The sequence below is a fragment of the Ruegeria sp. AG7 genome (assembly GCF_056541545.1).
The window spans coordinates 1-14,592 of record NZ_JBQFYP010000016.1 but is presented as its reverse complement, the minus strand read 5'-3'; the positions used below and the strand labels follow the sequence as shown (position 1 = coordinate 14,592).

The following is a 14,592-nucleotide window of genomic DNA, read 5'->3' as shown; positions in this document are numbered from 1 at the left end:
AGTTGGCAATGACAGGCAATCAGCAACCTATCCTCGAAGTGAAAAACCTTAGTACAACCTTCTGGAAAGAAGGGACCCCTTTGCCAGCCGTGCGAGACGTGAGTTTTTCCGTTCGACGTGGCGAAGTCCTGGGACTGGTCGGTGAAAGCGGTTCTGGCAAGAGCGTCACTTTGCGCTCGGTTCTGGGGCTATCGCGGCGCTATGGCGAAGTCACAGGAGTTGTGAATTGGCAGGGGCAAAACCTTGTTCCGCTTTCCGAACGAAAACTGAGGCGCATTCGCGGTGGCGAAATTGCGATGATCTTTCAAGAACCGATGACATCGCTTAACCCGTTGTTGACGGTTGGCATGCAACTGACCGAGACGTTGAAGGCGCATACCGACCTCAATCGCGCGGCGCGCCGTGACCGGGCGGTTGAGATGCTGGATCATGTAGGGATTCCATCTGCCGCGTCACGTTTGAACGAATACCCACATCAGTTTTCAGGTGGTATGCGGCAGCGCGTTATGATCGCGATTGCTCTGGCAGCTAACCCGAAACTGTTGCTCGCGGATGAACCAACCACCGCATTGGACGTTACGATTCAGGCGCAGATTCTTGATTTGATCCTGTCCTTGGCCGATGAGCTTCAGATGGGCGTGGTTCTTGTCACGCATGATCTAGGTGTGGTCGCTCAAACCTGTGAATCCTTGGCTGTCATGTATGCCGGACGGGTGGTTGAACAGGGGGCAGTGCGTCAGGTTTTGAATGCACCACGTCACCCTTATACTGTTGGACTGATGCGGTCTGTTCCTCAGAATGTGCCGCCGCGCACACCGCTCTATTCGGTGCCGGGCACGCCTCCGAGCCTCGAGAGATTGCCTGTCGGATGCGCCTTTGCCCCACGGTGCCACAGCACAGTCGACGCGTGCCTGAACGCGCGCCCACCCTTGTCGGCAATATCCGAGGGTCGTCATGTGGCGTGCTTCAATCATGTGCCTGCAGCTCAGGGAGACGTCGCATGACAGATACGGTCATGGAGATAAACGATGTGGGTCTTCAATTTCATTTGTCACGATCGGTTCTTGATCTGATCCGCCAGCGACCCGGGCGGGTTGTCAACGCGCTGAACGGTGTCAGCCTCGAGCTCAAGCGAGGAGAAACACTGGGCGTTGTCGGCGAGTCTGGGTGTGGCAAGTCCACGCTCGCGCGTTGCATCGTTCGGCTTCACCAGCCTCAGGCCGGCAGTATCCGTTTCGCAGGAAAAGATATCTTTGACCCGAATTTTCGTAACGAGCGCGACTACAACCGTCGCGTTCAGATGATGTTTCAGGATCCTTATTCGTCCCTGAACCCTCGGATGACGACTGGTCAGATTCTGTCCGAGGCTCTTAGTGTTCACAAGATGCGTCCCGAGAGTGAAATTCCTTCGCGCGTTATGGAACTGTTGGATCTGGTACGCCTGCCACAGGACGCCGCATACAAATTTCCACACGAGTTTTCAGGGGGGCAGAGGCAGCGAATTGCTATCGCACGTGCGCTGGCGGTCGAGCCGGAAGTTTTGATTGCCGACGAACTGGTTTCAGCGCTGGACGTTTCAGTACAGGCACAAGTCGTCAATCTTCTGCTTGAATTGCAGGACAAACTGAACCTTACAATTCTTTTCGTCGCACATGACTTGCGACTAGTACGTCACGTCTCGAACCGGGTGGCCGTAATTTATCTGGGCCGGATTGTGGAGATCGGCGATAGCGAAACCTTGTTCTCCGATCCCTCACATCCCTACTCCCAAGCTCTGCTCAGCGCTGCGCCATCGCTTGATCCGGATGACAAAGGGAACGTCATCCGACTGGAGGGTGAGTTGCCGTCACCAATGAACGTACCGCCCGGATGCCCGTTCCACGTGCGCTGTCGTTTTGCCACAAGTCTTTGTCAACGCGACGTTCCCGCACTCAGACAATTTGGGGAGTTTGGAGAGGTCGCCTGCCACCACGCGGAAGAGATCAAAGCACATGCTGGATAGGTTTCATTTATGTCCGAGCGAAAGAATTTCGCTGTTCCGCGACCAAATGAGCGTGCAGGACCTGGATGCCTTTGTACTACCACGATTTGATGCCCATCAAGGCGAATACGTCGCACCGCATGACGAACGTCTGGCGTATCTGACCGGGTTCACCGGATCTGCCGGACTTGCCTTTGTAACACCTGAGACCGTCGCCCTTTTTGTCGATGGTCGATACAGCTTGCAGGCTACGCAAGAGTGCAAAGGCGCGTTGTTCTCTCATCATCATCTTCATGGCGAAACGCCCGAAGAGTGGCTGAGAAAAGAGATGCGTACAGGTTGGCGCCTCGGATATGACCCGATGCACATACCCCCGTCGTGGTTTGACCGGTTTGACGCAGCTTGCAAGGATGTGGGCGCAATGATGGTGCCGCAACAAGTCAATCCGGTCGACGCGGTTTGGACAGATCAACCAGCGCCACCCTGTGGTCGTGTGACAGTTTTACCGTCGCAGATTGCCGGGAAAAACTGTGCAGAAAAATGCTCTGATCTGGCGAACTATCTGGTTCAGCGACAGGCCGACTTTGTTGTCGAAACACAACCTGACAATATCGCCTGGTTACTGAACATTCGCGGCGCGGATGTTGACTATAATCCGGTAGTTAACTCCTTTCTTCTGGCACATCGGGACGGGACGCTGATTTGGTTTGTCGATCCGCAAAAGCTGGATGATTTCGTAGAGAGTACATTGCCCTCAAATCTTCAGATAGTTCCACAGGTAGAGTTTTTGCCCACGCTCAAGGCCAGATTTCGGCCAAATCAGCTGGTATTGGCTGATCCGGATTTCTCACCTGTCGCCGTAAGACAAACCATCGAAGAAGCCGGTGCGAAACTTGGTTCTGAACGCAGTGTGATTACCCGGACTAAGGCATTGAAAAACACGATCGAACTGGAGGGTCTTCGAACCTGCCATTTCACCGACGGAATCGCGTGGGCAGAATTTGGTGCCTGGCTTACAGACACGGTTCCCGTTCGCACCGAAAGTGGTGAACCCGTGACCGAGCGTGAAGCAGAGCAAAAATTGAAGGCGCTGCGCTGCGCACAGCAAGGTTTCCTAGGTGACAGTTTTCATGCGATCTCAGCGGCAGGCGGGAACGCGGCGATGTGCCACTATAGCGCGACCGCGGATCGGAATGATCCTATCCAACCGGATCAAACCTATCTGATGGACAGCGGCGGACAATACGAGACGGGAACGACCGATACCACCCGGTGCTATGCTTTTGGAGCACGGCCTGACGGGTATGATGAGGCATACACGGCAGTCTTCAAGGCCTTCTGTGCCTTGGCCACCTTGCGATTCCCGCCTGGTACCCAAGGGCACCATATCGACGGGATCTGCCGCCGCCCTTTGTGGGATCTCGGGCTGGACTATGACCATGGGACCGGTCACGGCATCGGCCATCGACTGTCAGTGCACGAACACCCGCAGAGAATAGGAAAACCCTATAACCCGATTGATCTGGAACCGGGCATGGTCATGTCGATTGAACCGGGGTTTTACAAGGCCGCCAGCTTCGGCATCCGCATAGAAAACGTCTTTGAGGTCGTCACAGAAGACAACGGTTTCCTTGCCTTCCGCAATATGACGTTTGTGCCAATTCAGACTGACATGTTGATAGTTCAAAACCTGACTATGCCCGAGCGGCACTGGTTAAATCAATATCATCGTCAAATCAGACAGATGCTTTCACCGCGATTGAGTGATCCCGCAAAAGAGTGGCTGACAAAAGTGACGACTGCAATCTGAAACACGAAACGAACTTTTGGCCGGGCTGTATGCTGCTGTGCGGCGAAACGAGTGGCGACGTTTCCAACCGTCAGAATACCAAGCCGATAACGGCTCGCGCGTGGAGTAAGAACAATAAGATGTGCCGGGATCGCCGAAGCGGGTGGTTTTGGTCACATTAAGGGTTGGTAAGATTACCAGATTTATCAGAATATCGCCAATTGGCCCGTGAAATCTCTGTCGATGCCGTGGCATTGGTGCCGGGTCCAAATTTCGAGCGTGCCATGGGCAAGTCTTTCATGACCAACGAACGCCCCATCGTGGTTGTGATACCCGCTTCAGGAGAACCCGCCGCCATTGTTCCAAATCTGGAACTTGGCTCGTGGGATCAATTAAGGTTCGAAGGAGCGGTATTCGATTGGCGGGATGAGGCCGGTTACAAAGGGGCTTTCGCCGCTTTGGCGGACCACCTGAGCATCATGTCCCTTACAGTTGAAGGACAGGTCATGCGTGTTTTTGTCTCTGATGCACTGACCGAAGCTATGCCTGGGTTAAAGATAATTGATGCAGAGCACCAAGTCTCGAAACTGCGCCTGATCAAGTCCAGCAAGGATGTGGCCTCCCTGCAAGCTGCGATCACCATCTCGGAACGTGCGCTTGAGCAGGTTTTCGGGACTGTACGTGCAGGCCAGACCGAGAAACAGATCGAATAGGCTTTGATCCAGGCAATGTTTGCCGAAGGCGCCGATTCACAGGCCTTAACACCGATTGTGGTCGCAGCCGACAACTCGACCCGACCGCACGGGAAAGCGCGTATGGATTATCGGATTCAAACTGGCGATGCGCTACTCTTTGACTTTGGCGCGCGCAAAGATGGACTTGTCTTGGATATTACGCGAACCTTTTTCGTTGGCGAAGTTTCAGATGAGGGCAAGGCCGTCTACGAAACTGTATTGCGAGCAAACCAGATGGGTCTGAACGTGTGTCGCCCGGGTGTGACCGTCCATGATATCGATGATGCGGTCATCGGCGTTCTTGAAGCATCCCCATTCGCCAATCGCATACGCACCAAGACAGGCCATGGTTTGGGTCGGGATTTGCACGAGGCTCCTTATATCATGCGCGGAAACAACCAGGTAATGCGCGCAGGAATGGTCTGGACCAACGAACCGGGTCTGTATGACTTGGGCAGTTTTGGTATTCGTATTGAAGATGACGTCCTGGTCACAGAAGACGGGTGCCAATCACTGACCAGCTTCCCGAAAGAGCGTGTTGTCCTGGGAGCGGGACGTTGATAACCGGGCCGTCCCAGCCACACGGTTGGCGGTCAGTGGTCGGATGCCCACATGACGCGGGTTAGACATGTCGCAAAGCACTGATTGCGAGGCATTGTCTTGGCAATCGCAGGGCACGGGTTCCCCTTCTGCCATGTCTTATCAAGTACAGGAAGTTGGGCTATTGTACCTAGCATTGCGCCTACACATGACGCGTCTAAAGCGCCGGCACCCCGTTTCATATGGTTGTTGTGAATTACAGGCAAAAAGACGCGTTGACCACAAACCTGAAAGGTGACCTATGTCTTTCTCCAGCCGTTCTACAATTTCGCGACGCCGTTTCCTTGCCACGACAACCGCTGGTGCAGCGGCAATTACCCTGCACCCGTTTTCGGTGGCAGCGGCCAGTAATCAGGCGCATCTGCGCATCATGGAAACCACCGACATCCATGTTCATGTGTTCCCTTATGATTATTATGCGGACAAACCCCGCGACACAGTAGGCCTGTCCCGCACGGCGTCGATCATCAACGAAATCCGGTCTGAGGCGACAAACTCGCTCTTGGTGGATAACGGCGATTTCCTGCAGGGCAATCCGATGGGCGACTACATCGCTTACGAGCGCGGCATGAAGGACGGTGACAGCCATCCCATCATCACGGCCTTCAATACGGTCGGGTATGATGCCGCGACGCTGGGCAATCACGAGTTCAACTACGGTCTGGAGTTCTTGGACAAGGCTTTGGCCGGTGCCGAGTTCCCTGTTGTTCTGGCCAATGTCGCCAAGGAAAAAGGTACGAACCCGCGTGACGACAAGACCCTGGTACAGGCTTATGCCATTCTCGACCGTGAAATCGCGATGGGCGACGGCACCAAACATCCGATCAGGATCGGTGTCATCGGCTTTACCCCGCCACAAATCGTGAACTGGGATCGCAGGCATCTGGAGGGCAATGTCCAGGCCCGCGATATTGTCGAGACGGCTCAGGCCTATGTGCCCGAGATGAAGGAACAGGGATGTGACTTGATCATCGCCCTGTCGCATTCGGGGATCGGGGGTGCCGATCATGAGGACGGCATGGAAAACGCATCCGTGGTTCTGGCAGGTGTCGATGGGATCGACGCGCTGGTCACCGGCCACAATCACCTGGTTTTCCCGTCACCGACATTTGCTGACCGCCCAGGGATCGATGTGGAAAAAGGCACGCTGATGGGCAAACCTGCCGTCATGGGCGGTTTCTGGGGGTCGCATCTTGGCCTACTAGACCTGCTTTTGGAACGGGACGGCAAGGAATGGCGCGTCGTTACCACGACGTCAGAGGCGCGACCGATTTCCAAACGCAACGAAGACCGCTCGATCACCGCTCTGGTCGAAGATGATCAGAAGGTTCTGGAGTCGGTTGCGAAAGCTCATGACGAAACGCTGGCCTATGTTCGGCGCGCGGTCGGCAAGACCTCGGCCCCGCTGCACAGCTATTTTGCGTTGGTCGCGGATGATCCGTCTGTGCAGATCGTCTCGATCGCGCAGAAATGGTACGTCGAAGACATGCTGAAAGGCACCGAGCATGAAGGGCTGCCGATCCTGTCTGCGGCGGCACCGTTCAAAGCCGGAGGCCGAGGCGGTCCAGAGTATTACACCGATGTCCCGGTCGGGGACGTTGCCATCAAGAACGTGGCCGATCTGTATCTCTATCCGAATACGGTCCGTGCGGTTCGCGTGAACGGGGCGCAGGTGCGTGGCTGGCTGGAACGCTCTGCCGGTATGTTCAATCAGGTCGAAGCTGGATCCAAGGATGCGATCCTTCTGAACCCCGAGTTCCCGTCGTACAATTTCGACGTGATGGACGGCGTGACGTATCAGATCGACCTGTCGCAACCGTCGCGCTTTGGGCCAAAGGGCGAAGAGGTAAACCCCGACGCAGCTCGGATCGTGAACCTTGCCTTCAATGGCGCGCCTGTTACGGATGATATGGAGTTCATCATTGCCACCAACAATTACCGTGCATCCGGTGGTGGCGCTTTCCCGGGCGCAATGGGCGACACAATCGTGTTCGAAGCACCGGACACCAACCGCGACGTCATTGTGCGCTACATAGTAGAACAGGGCACAATCGATCCCAAAGCGGATGCCAACTGGTCGTTTTCGCCGCTGGCGGACACCACGGTGTTGTTCGAGACCGGTCCAAAAGCCCGCGACTATATGGGCGATGTCAAAGGAGTGGCAATCGAGGACGCCGGGGAAGGTGCAGACGGTTTCGCAGCCTTCCGCATCAAGCTCTGATCCGACCAATTTGTCACAACGATAACCTGACCCGCCACCTTGCTATCTCGGTGGCGGGTTTGCGCTGAACACCCGTACAATTCAAAGCCATCTGCCCCGGCGGCGGAAGATGCTACATTTTCAATCGGCGTTCCCGACATGCGTCGAGAGGGCGGGTCATAGAACTCATCGAACCGTTGGATTGCCAACTGAGCTTCTGCGCTCCCAGCCCTTTCAATAAAAGCTGAACGGGTGACCCAGACCCTTATATCAGACTATCGCGGTGTTGATCATTCTCCTTGCAAGGATGGATCATGACACACAGAAGTAATGCCGATCAGACCATTGATCTGATCAGTGTTTGCGAAGATGGACAAATAGATAAACCGCCTGAAACGGATGAAGGCAGGGGCGAGTTGGTGAAATCTGTATTCAAGGATCTCGCGGCAAAGGGAGTTTGAATACCCTATGGCAGGTAAAAAGTAGACGCCTGCTGAACTGAATCTTTTTTTCCACCATTTGGCAAAGACGACGGGCTGCGATCTGTGGAGCACAGCGACAACAGGTCTTTCAGCTTCTGAATTACATTCGATACCATGAAAGACCCCGCTCTGTTGATATTGAGTTTCTGTAATCCCGTCAGTTTATTCAGTCTCATTTGTACTAGAGGCCGAATTGAAGATTTTACCTTTCCCGTCACTTTCGTCAGCGCTTGAAGCCTGAGTGCAGTTGGATATTACAACGCCTTCGGCTAAATCCAAATTTTATTGTACGCCGTGCGCCATCGAACTCGTTGCCTTACGTCGCGCTTTAGGGTCTTCGTTGCTGTCCCGGCTAGCCCCATTTTACCAACTGCCGAATTTTGACTGATCCGACGTGTCAACTCTCGGCCTTGATCGCAGCAACCACAATGTCGATTGCGTGGTCCAGATCCGATTGCGAGATGGTCAGCGGCGGCGACAATGTCAGAACGCATCCCTGACTGATCTTATAGCTCAAACCGGCCTCCAGACAGGCGTAGTAAATCCGTTCGGCACGCGCATTACCCGGCGTTTTGTCGGCGCGATCATCGACGATTTCGACCCCGAACATCAAACCCCGTCCCCGAATGTCTCCGACGGTAGGTACGTTCTGAAGTTCGTCCATAAGACGGCCAATTGCGTGCTCACCCAACGTGGCCGATCGATGAACCAACCCCTCATCTTCGATGATTTGAAGCGTTGTCAAAGCGGCCCGCGCGGTAACCGGGTTCTTTTCGTGTGTGTAATGACCAATGGCAAAATCTCCGCAGACATCCAATTGTTTGCGGGCAACACAAGCGGCAATGGGCAGGATGCCCCCGCCAAGCGCTTTTCCAAGCGTCACAATGTCGGGGACGATCTCGTCATGTTCAAAGGCAAACATCCTGCCGGTTTTGCCAAGGCCTGTCGGGATTTCATCCATGATCAAAAGCGCGCCGTGACGATTGCACGCCTCGCGCACGGATTTCCAAAACCCCGGCGGTGGTACATAGGGCACCGCACGCATCGGTTCGGCTATGACCGCCGCCACATCTCCTTCACGCTCCAGAACATATTCGACCATTTTCGCGCAGGCCAACCCGCAGGTTTCCGGCCCCGTGTGATTGTATGGGCAACGGTAGCAGGCGAAAGGCGCGACGTGTTCAGTGCCCGACAAGAGGGGGCCCGCGATATGACTGCGGAACGTCGCCTCGCCACCGACGCTTGCGGCGCCAAAGCCCGCGCCATGGAAGGCATCCCAGAAGCTGATCGTTTTGAACCGACCGGTCGCGGCGCGCGCGATCTTGAGGGCAACCTCGTTGGCGTCAGAGCCGCCTGTGGTAAAGAGCATTTTCCCCAGATCGCCAGGTACGATATCTGCCAGTTTTTCCGCCAAGTCCACTGCCGGATCATTGGTAAAGCGGCGGGGCGCGAAAGGAAGATCGTCAAGCTGCGCCTTGATTGCGGCAACCAGACGCGGGTGCCCGTAGCCTATGTGGTGCACCGAGTTTCCATGGAAGTCCATGTACCGGCGACCCTCCATATCCTCGATCCAGATCCCCTCGGCCTTTGCAATGGTGTTGACGCAGGGTGATGACAGAGATTGATGCAGGAATACATCCGCATCGCGTTTGAGCAGAGGTGTCGACTTTGGTCCCATGGACTTTCTCAACCACGCCTTGCGCGCCTCGGATGTGTTTGATTCCCCTTCCGTGTGGACAATCTGTGGCATGTCCGCTCCTCGTTTCTGTCATCAAAAGATGCGGGCCCCTAAAGGCCCGCCAGTATCAGGGAGGATATGAGGCGCCCTTCCCGTCTGTGGGGAAAGGACGCAAGGTTTAGTTGGGCCAGGGCAGCGAATAGGTTTTGACGTTGGTGAAAAACTTCATCGCCTCGATAACACCCTCCTTCACGCCGTTTCCGCTGTCCTTGATGCCGCCAAAGGGTGACATTTCAATGCGGTAACCCGGTTGTTCCCAGATGTTGCAGGTGCCGACATTCAATCCGTTGATAAAGGCGATGGCCCTGTTCAGGTCATTGGTGCAGACCCCAGAAGACAGGCCGAACTCGGTCGAATTTGAGATCGCCATCACCTCTTCGTCGTTGTCTGGCACGCGTACGATTGGCACGATAGGACCGAAAGTTTCTTCCATCACCAGCTCGCTGTCATGGGGAACCTTGTCGACGACGATAGGCGGCAGCAATGCGCCCTGACGGCCCGGGTGATACAGGATTTCTGCACCCTCTTTTTCAGCCTGAAGAACGCGGTTTTCGAATATCTCTGCGGCTTTATCGTGGATCACGCAACCCAGCTCGGTTTCGGGGTCTTGCGGATCGCCAAATCTGATCTTCTTGGCCTTCTCCAGAACCAGCGGTACAAACTTGTCGGCCACACTTTCCTGCACGAGGATGCGCTTGACCGCCGTACACCGCTGACCGGAGTTTCCGGTCGCACCCGCCACTGCGATTGTTGCGGCCTTGTCCAAATCCGCATCACTGAGGTCATTCAGAACGATCAGAGGATCATTGCCCCCGAGTTCCAGCGCCTGCCGCTTGTAGACGCCTTTTTCAGCTATCAACTTGCCCACCGGCACACCCCCGGTGAAGGTGATGATGTCGATATGTTCATTGGTGATCATCTCATCGCCAATGTCAGCAGGCCAGCCGGTCACCACCTGGAACATCTCGTGCGGCAGGCCTGCCTCGTAAAGTATGTCGGCCAATGTCAGCGCGGTCAGCGGAGTCAGTTCCGTGGGTTTACAAACCATACAATTGTTTGTTGCAATAGATGGCGCGATTTTGTGGCTTACCATATTCAAAGGGTGATTGAACGGGGTAATCGCACTGATTGCTTTCACCGGCTCTCGGGTGGTGAAAATCTTGCGGGCTTTGCCATTGTGGGTCAGATCGCAGGAAAAGATCTCGCCATCGTCCTTTAGTGCCTCAGCCGCCGCAAACTGATAAACATCCTGTGCGCGTTTGGTTTCGTAGATCGCATGCTGGTGGCAGATGCCCAGCTCCAACGTCAGCCATTTTGCAAGGTAATCGCGTTTCTCGCCGATCAGCTCGCCTGCGCGCTGCAAAATCTGGCTGCGCTCGTACCGGGTCAGTTTAGGTTTGTAATTCGCCGCGATTTCGAAAGCCCTGCGTGCGTGTTCTGCGGTGCCAGCGGGAACATGGCCCACGACCTCGTTGGTGTACGGGTAAAGAACAGGAATGGTTTTCTCGGTAAAGACGATCTCGCCACCGATCCGCATTCCTTCGTTACGAACTTCGATTTTCGACATGGTCTGGTCTTTCATGGCTTACTGTGCCGCCGCTGTAGTTGCGTAGAAAAAGGCATCAAAGTTGCGCAGCACGGGTTGGTTTGGCAGGTCGATGACACGGTTCACGATGAAGGGAACTTCTTGTTCCGTCAAACCACCATGGCTGCGCAGGGGCTCTTTGAGCGCTGCCAGATCGTGGCGATGCTCGGACGTTCCGATGCAAATGTTTTCGCCAGAAACCATCACAATGTCGCCAATCCGATCACCGGGCAATTCGAACCGTTCAATGGCCTGAGCCTTGGTCAGCACATGGGTGATCCCGTCGGTCGCCTTGAGTTTGGCAATGATGTCACTCTGATCCGCGCCATCCGGCAGATAAGCGGTCGCGAACGAACCCAGTGCACCATGATGCACGACATAGGGGTCAGTGATCGGAAGGATGACCCGTGCCGCGTCCTTGCCCAGCCATTCGTCCATCAGGTCCTGCACATAGACGACCGAAGGGGATCCATCTGCCAGGTGCTTAGGCTTCATGCCGTGATCAGCCGTCACCACGATGGCGGCCCCCAATGCGTCCAACTCGCCCAGATAGCGGTCGAACATGGCGTAGAAATCAAGTGCGCCCTTTTGATCGGGTGCAAACTTGTGCTGGATATAGTCGGTAGTCGACAAATACATGACGTCGGGCTTGAACTCTTTCAGCAGCTTGACGCCAGCAGCAAAAACGAATTCCGACAGCTCGGCCGAGTAAACCTCGGGCACATCCATGCCCAGCCACTTGCTGGCGTTGTCGATGCCATGTTCCTCAAGCGTTGTTTCGCCCGAACGCTCAGAAGAGAATGCAACCGCCCTGCCCTCGTCAAACTTCAGCCCGGCACCAAGCAGCGCGCGAAGCTTGTCCTTGGCGGTTACCATCGCCACCCGGAAACCTGCATCATAGAACTGCGAGAAGATGGTCGGCGCGCGCAGGAAGCGGACATCGTTCATCATCACCTCTTCACCGGTGTCGGGATCGATAAGGTAGTTGCCGCAGATTCCATGCACGATCGGCGGACGCCCGGTGGCAATCGAAAGATTGTTGGGGTTGGTGAACGACGGAATAACAGAATGCGCCAGACGGTCTGTACCTTCCTCCCGCATCCGTTTGAGGTTGGGCATCAGCCCTTTCGCAATCGCCACGTCGAGGTATTCAGGTTCACATCCATCAAGGCAGATGGCAATTGCGGGCACCTTCGGCGTTGGGTAGACGCGCTCATTTGCTTCGACAGGGGTTTGAATGGTCATCTGTGTTTTCCTTGATTTTTATGCGGCCAACTTGGCGCGTTCTTCCAGTGCCCGGAGAGGAGGCGCAGCGCTTGTCACGCCCATTTCTTCCAGAGATTCTTTTGCAGCGATCACAACTTTACGCATGACATCTTCGTCCATCTGGCCGATGCAACCGACGCGGAAACTGTCGACGACAGTCAGTTTGCCCGGGTAGATAATGAACCCTTTTTCCTTCATCCGGTTGTAGAACTGATCGAAAACGAAATTCTCATCAGCCGGGCAGAAGAAGGTGACGATGATCGGGCTCAACCAACGATTATCCAGCAGCGTCTCGAAACCCAGTTCCCGCATGCCCGCGACCATGACGTCCCGGTTGCGGGTATAGCGGGCGCCGCGACCTGCAACACCGCCTTCGGCAGTGTGCGCCCGAAGTGCCTCGATGAAGGCCGCAACCACATGCGTCGGCGGGGTAAACCGCCACTGTCCCGTTTTGTTCATATGCGCCCACTGCGCATACACATCCAGAGACAGCGAATGACTGTTGCCTTTTGCTGCTTCCAGCTCGGTCTTGCGCGCCACGATGAACCCGAAACCCGGAACGCCCTCGATGCATTTGTTCGCCGAAGACACCATGGCCTCGTAACGGATTTCAGTTGGTTTGAGCTCAATCGCTCCAAAGGCGGACATCGAGTCAATCAAGAGCTTGCGCCCGGCGGCATATGTGACCTCCGAAATCTCTTCGACCGGGTTCAGAATGCCCGAGCTGGTTTCGCAGTGAATGGCGACGACATGCGTGATGTCCGGGTCATCCGCGAGAATGCGCGCAACCTCATCACCCCTCGGCGGCAGGTAATCGCCTTTGTCCAACACAACATGATCACGACCCAGGTACTGCAACGTTTGTGCCGAACGCTGCCCATAAGCACCATTTGCCAATACCAACGCCTTTCCGTCTCGCGGAATAAAGGATGCCAGCATCGCCTCGACGGAAAACGATCCGCTGCCTTGCATCGGTACGCAATCGAACGCGTCGGCACCCTCGCCAAGCAGGTTCAGCAGGCTTGACCGCACCTCCCGCGTCATGGCGCGGAAATCATCGTCCCAGCTACCCCAGTCACGTAACATTGCCTCTTTGACCGCGTAGGACGTTGTCAAAGGACCGGGCGTCAAAAGGTAGGGTTCACCAAGGCGCGGTTGCTCTAATTTTGGTTTGGATGGCGTCATTACCAGGCTCCAGAACAGCGTTTTCAGGAACACAATTGCAGCAACGCTTGCTATATGTGAAATTGCAATTATCAATCTAATCATAAGCGCAGCCTATGAACGAATCTACAGGGAACTGCCATGCGACACAGCCAGTTGAAAGCCTTTCACTACGTGGCCAAACATGGGGGTTTTTCCCGTGCGGCAGAGGCTTTGTATCTGACCCAGCCAGCGATTTCCGAGCAGGTCCGAAAACTGGAACAGGATCACGACCTGCTGCTGTTCCAGCGTGAACGAAAACGCGTGAACCTGACGCCCGAAGGCGAACAGCTTTACAGATTCACAAAACAATATTTCGAGATCGAAGATCAGATTGAGGATTACCTCTCTGAAACCAAAGCCGCGATCGATGGTGAATTAAGGATTATTGCCGATTCAGCGCATCACATGACGTCTTTTCTGGGTTCGTTCCAAAAGAAATATCCGAAAATCACGATCACTGTGCGATCCGGCAACACCGAAGAAATCCTGGAAGAGCTTCGGTCTTACAATGCTGAGATCGGCGTTGTAGGCAGCCTGTCTCCTGGCAAGGACATGGACGTATTGAATTTGGGGTCCACTGAAATTGTGGCCTTTGCTGGCCAGGGCGTGCTTTTGGCATCAAAACCCACCCTGACCCTGAAGGAGCTGGCCGAGTTGCCCCTGATTTTCAGAGAGCACGGGTCAAAAACACGCGAGAAACTGGAAGAAGCAGCCGAGAAACAAGGTATAAGGTTAAACCCGGCGATTGTAGCTGAAGGCCGAGAAGCCGTTCGCGAACTTGTTGCTTCGGGTGCAGGTATCGGTTTTGTATCTCAGGCGGAATATGGGCACGATGATCGACTGCGGCAAATCAAATTGAAGGGTGTGAAATTGCAAATGGGTGAAAGCATGATCTCACTTTCCCAGCGTCGTGACGTCAAGATCATACGGGCGTTTATGGACTTTGCGGAGCGGGTTCTTGGGGAGAAGGAAACCGCCGGAGATATGTGACCGGCGGGTTCTTGAGTTTTT

The 14,592-nt window shown here is 54.9% G+C and carries 12 protein-coding genes; 8 read left to right on the top strand and 4 right to left on the bottom strand.

Annotation, left to right across the window (positions count from 1 at the left end):
* The first annotated feature begins 8 nt into the window (after positions 1-8).
* The 7 genes from ACR0BF_RS17135 to ACR0BF_RS17105 all read left to right on the top strand — a co-directional run bounded on the left by ACR0BF_RS17135 (position 9) and on the right by ACR0BF_RS17105 (position 7,765).
* On the top strand, positions 9-1,004 hold the full coding sequence (locus ACR0BF_RS17135) for an ABC transporter ATP-binding protein (RefSeq protein ID WP_480477679.1): 996 nt from the start codon (positions 9-11) through the stop codon (positions 1,002-1,004).
* Positions 1,001-2,002, top strand: a complete 1,002-nt coding sequence (locus ACR0BF_RS17130; protein ID WP_480625389.1) for an ABC transporter ATP-binding protein — start codon at positions 1,001-1,003, stop codon at positions 2,000-2,002. Before ACR0BF_RS17135 ends, ACR0BF_RS17130 begins: the two co-directional genes overlap by 4 nt.
* Positions 1,992-3,791, top strand: a complete 1,800-nt coding sequence (locus tag ACR0BF_RS17125; RefSeq protein WP_480625388.1) for an aminopeptidase P family protein — start codon at positions 1,992-1,994, stop codon at positions 3,789-3,791. The genes ACR0BF_RS17130 and ACR0BF_RS17125 overlap by 11 nt, the downstream gene beginning before the upstream one ends.
* A 200-nt stretch (positions 3,792-3,991) precedes the next feature.
* The gene (locus ACR0BF_RS17120; RefSeq protein ID WP_480625387.1) at positions 3,992-4,483 is read left to right on the top strand and encodes an aminopeptidase P family N-terminal domain-containing protein; all 492 of its coding nucleotides are present in this window, start codon (positions 3,992-3,994) and stop codon (positions 4,481-4,483) included.
* Positions 4,484-4,498: 15 nt separating this feature from the next.
* Positions 4,499-5,065 (top strand): M24 family metallopeptidase, encoded by a 567-nt coding sequence (locus ACR0BF_RS17115; RefSeq protein WP_480625386.1) that lies wholly within the window; start codon positions 4,499-4,501, stop codon positions 5,063-5,065.
* A 280-nt stretch (positions 5,066-5,345) separates the two neighbouring features.
* The gene (locus ACR0BF_RS17110; protein WP_480625385.1) at positions 5,346-7,325 is read left to right on the top strand and encodes a bifunctional 2',3'-cyclic-nucleotide 2'-phosphodiesterase/3'-nucleotidase; all 1,980 of its coding nucleotides are present in this window, start codon (positions 5,346-5,348) and stop codon (positions 7,323-7,325) included.
* Between the two features lie 293 nt (positions 7,326-7,618).
* Complete coding sequence (locus tag ACR0BF_RS17105) at positions 7,619-7,765, top strand: hypothetical protein (RefSeq protein ID WP_480625384.1); 147 nt, start codon at positions 7,619-7,621, stop codon at positions 7,763-7,765.
* A gap of 418 nt (positions 7,766-8,183) precedes the next feature.
* On the opposite strand, the gene pbfA is transcribed toward ACR0BF_RS17105, so the two are convergent.
* The 4 genes from pbfA to ACR0BF_RS17085 form a co-directional block, all read right to left on the bottom strand.
* Positions 8,184-9,536 carry a (R)-1-hydroxy-2-aminoethylphosphonate ammonia-lyase gene (gene pbfA / locus ACR0BF_RS17100; protein ID WP_480625383.1) on the bottom strand — a complete coding sequence of 451 codons (1,353 nt, stop codon included), beginning with the start codon at positions 9,534-9,536 and terminating at the stop codon, positions 8,184-8,186.
* Positions 9,537-9,642: 106 nt separating this feature from the next.
* Entirely contained in the window at positions 9,643-11,106 is a 1,464-nt protein-coding gene (phnY, locus tag ACR0BF_RS17095; protein ID WP_480625382.1) for a phosphonoacetaldehyde dehydrogenase, read from the bottom strand.
* A gap of 3 nt (positions 11,107-11,109) precedes the next feature.
* Entirely contained in the window at positions 11,110-12,354 is a 1,245-nt protein-coding gene (gene phnA / locus ACR0BF_RS17090; protein WP_267365552.1) for a phosphonoacetate hydrolase, read from the bottom strand.
* Positions 12,355-12,372: 18 nt separating this feature from the next.
* On the bottom strand, positions 12,373-13,560 hold the full coding sequence (locus tag ACR0BF_RS17085) for a 2-aminoethylphosphonate--pyruvate transaminase (RefSeq protein WP_480484612.1): 1,188 nt from the start codon (positions 13,558-13,560) through the stop codon (positions 12,373-12,375).
* A 120-nt stretch (positions 13,561-13,680) separates the two neighbouring features.
* Here ACR0BF_RS17085 and ACR0BF_RS17080 point away from each other — a divergent pair, with 120 nt between their 5' ends.
* Entirely contained in the window at positions 13,681-14,571 is an 891-nt protein-coding gene (locus ACR0BF_RS17080) for a LysR substrate-binding domain-containing protein (protein ID WP_480625381.1), read from the top strand.
* The last annotated feature ends 21 nt before the right edge of the window (positions 14,572-14,592 follow it).